Source organism: Paenalcaligenes sp., assembly GCF_030152715.1.
Classification (GTDB): domain Bacteria; phylum Pseudomonadota; class Gammaproteobacteria; order Burkholderiales; family Burkholderiaceae_B; genus Paenalcaligenes; species Paenalcaligenes hermetiae.
Map to the genome: position 1 here is coordinate 1 of NZ_JASLIX010000143.1, position 2818 is coordinate 2818.

General features: G+C 45.5%; 3 protein-coding genes. All 3 read left to right on the top strand.

The window, feature by feature from the left end:
• Positions 1 to 1763, top strand: a 1763-nt coding sequence (ilvB, locus tag Q1V74_RS11200) for a biosynthetic-type acetolactate synthase large subunit (RefSeq protein ID WP_366524694.1), incomplete at its 5' end; no start/stop codon positions are given.
• Complete coding sequence (ilvN, locus tag Q1V74_RS11205) at positions 1760 to 2278, top strand: acetolactate synthase small subunit (protein ID WP_300648974.1); 519 nt, start codon at positions 1760 to 1762, stop codon at positions 2276 to 2278. The genes ilvB and ilvN, both read left to right, overlap by 4 nt.
• A 34-nt stretch (positions 2279 to 2312) precedes the next feature.
• Positions 2313 to 2818, top strand: a 506-nt coding sequence (gene ilvC, locus Q1V74_RS11210) for a ketol-acid reductoisomerase (RefSeq protein ID WP_300648976.1), incomplete at its 3' end; no start/stop codon positions are given.

Below are 2818 nucleotides of genomic sequence, written 5' to 3' on the forward strand. Positions count from 1 at the left end.
TGGGGACTAAGCGAGGAGGAAAAGATATGAATGCAGAAGCAGCGAAAAATGAAACGAATGAACAACAGCGTATTGAGCCGTATGATGGGTCTGCTGTATTAATTGACGCATTGCACAAGCAAGGAGTAGACGTAATCTTCGGATATCCAGGAGGGGCGGTTCTCCCAATTTACGATGCGCTCTACAAAAATCCAATCCGCCACATTTTAGCGCGTCACGAGCAAGGAGCGATTCACGCCGCAGAAGGATATGCGCGTGTTTCCCGTAAACCAGGTGTCGTCATTGCGACGAGTGGTCCAGGTGCTACGAACCTCGTAACGGGTATTACAGATGCGATGATGGATTCCATTCCACTCGTCGTCTTCACTGGACAAGTATCGAGTACTGTCATTGGAACAGATGCTTTCCAAGAGGCGGACATTATCGGTATTACGCAACCGATTACGAAACATAATTACCAAGTACAGACGGTGGAAGACTTACCGCGTATCGTAAATGAGGCGTTTCATATCGCATCGACAGGACGTCCAGGGCCAGTTGTCGTCGATATCCCGAAAAACGTCGCAACTGAAATTTTTCAAGGTAGTGAAGAAGCGTTCGACGTCGAAGTGAATTTACCAGGGTATCAGCCGACGACAGAACCGAACTATAAGCAAATTGAAAAAGCAGTGAAATTACTCGAAGAAGCGAAGCGTCCACTCGTGCTCGTCGGAGCGGGTGTACTGCACGGCGGTGCGACTGAAGAGTTGCTACAATTTGTAGAACGTCATCAATTTCCAGTGACGAGCACTCTTTTAGGACTCGGGGCAATTCCTGGCGACCATCCACAGTTTTTAGGAATGGCAGGAATGCACGGCTATTACACTGCGAATATGGCGATCAATGATTGTGATGTTTTATTAAACATCGGAGCGCGTTTTGATGACCGATTAACAGGTAACTTAGATGCGTTTGCGCCACACGCAAAAGTAATTCACGTCGATATCGACCCAGCTGAAATCGGCAAAAACGTCGAGACAGAAGTACCGATCGTCGGAGACGCGAAACTTGCATTAGAACGTTTATTAGCGCAATCGTTCGAAGTGGCAGACTTTACAGATTGGACACGTCAATTGAGCGAGATGACAGCAGATTATCCACTTTGGTACAACGAGGATGAGCAAGATATGTTGCCGCAACAAGTACTCGAGTTAATTCATGAAGTGACAGGTGGAGACGCTGTCGTGACGACAGACGTCGGTCAACATCAAATGTGGACAGCACAATATTACCGTTTAAATCATCCAGATTCATGGGTAACGTCAGGTGGACTCGGAACGATGGGCTTCGGCTTTCCAGCAGCGATCGGTGCACAAATTGCAAAACCTGATCGTACGGTCGTCACGGTCGTCGGAGACGCTGGTTTCCAAATGACAGCACAAGAGTTGTCACTGTTACAAGAGTTCGGCTTCCCGGTGAAAGTGATCATCTTAAACAACGGAGCGCTCGGAATGGTTCGTCAATGGCAAGAAGAGTTTTACGATGAACGTTATTCTCAATCGCTCATTCAAGTTCAACCTGATTTCTTTAAATTAGGAGAAGCGTATAACATTCCTTCTTACAAAGTATCGACATTAGAAGAAACGCGCAAACTGTTCGAAGAAGTGTTAACGAACGACAAGCCGGCGTTAATCGACTGTCGTGTGAAACAGTTAGAAAACGTCTATCCGATGGTCGCACCAGGAGCAGGATTGAATGAAATGATCGGGGTGAAACGTCAATGAAACGAGTAATTACAGTAACAGTTATTAACCAAAGTGGTGTATTAAATCGCGTGACAGGTCTTTTAATGAAACGTCAGTTCAACATTGAAAGCATTACAGTCGGTTACACTGAAAAACCAGGAATGTCTAAAATGACATTTATCGTCAACGTTGAAGATGAGCGCAAAGTGGAACAAATCGTAAAACAGTTGCAAAAACAAATCGACGTCTTAACGGTAAAAGATATTACAGAAAAAGCAATCGTTATGAGAGAGCTGGCCTTCGTTCAAGTGCTTGCGCCGCCACATCTCCGTAGCGAAATTAATGCAATCGTCGATCCGTTCCGTGCAACGATCGTCGACAGCGGGAAAAACGTCGTCACGTATCAAGTGACGGGCGATCCGACGAAAATCGAAGCGTTTATCGATCTCGTACGTCCATATGGTATTAAAGAGTTAACGCGCACAGGAGCGACTGCGTTCGTTCGCGATATGCAAAAGTCAGCAGATGCGCCACAATTATCTCTTTTACAATAAATATAAAAACAAAACTTATTAGGGGGATTTACACATGGCTAAAATGTATTACAACCAAGACATCAATGAAGAAATTTTGAAGGATAAAAAAATCGCAATTATCGGATACGGTTCACAAGGTCACGCACACGCGCGTAACTTGAAAGACTCAGGTTTCGACGTTATCGTCGGTGTTCGCCCAGGCGGATCATTCGACCAAGCGAAAGAAGACGGCATGACGGTTATGACGGTTAAAGAAGCAGCAGAAGCAGCAGACTTCATCATGATTTTACTTCCAGATGAGCGTCAAAAACAAGTGTACGAAGAAGAAATCGCACCTGCATTAACAGACGGAAAAGCGCTCGTTTTCGCACACGGATTTAACGTTCATTTCGGTCAAATTACACCACCTGAAAACGTAGACGTATTCCTCGTTGCACCGAAAGGACCTGGACATTTAGTACGCCGTACGTACGAAGCAGGAGCAGGTGTACCAGCACTTTTCGCAATTTATCAAGATAAAACAGGGCAGGCGAAAGATCTCGCACTCGCATACGCAAA

Bases quoted from the DNA above. Each gene is read 5' to 3' on its own strand.
- ilvN (WP_300648974.1), top strand. From the start codon at position 1,760: ATGAAACGAGTAATTACAGTAACAGTTATTAACCAAAGTGGTGTATTA.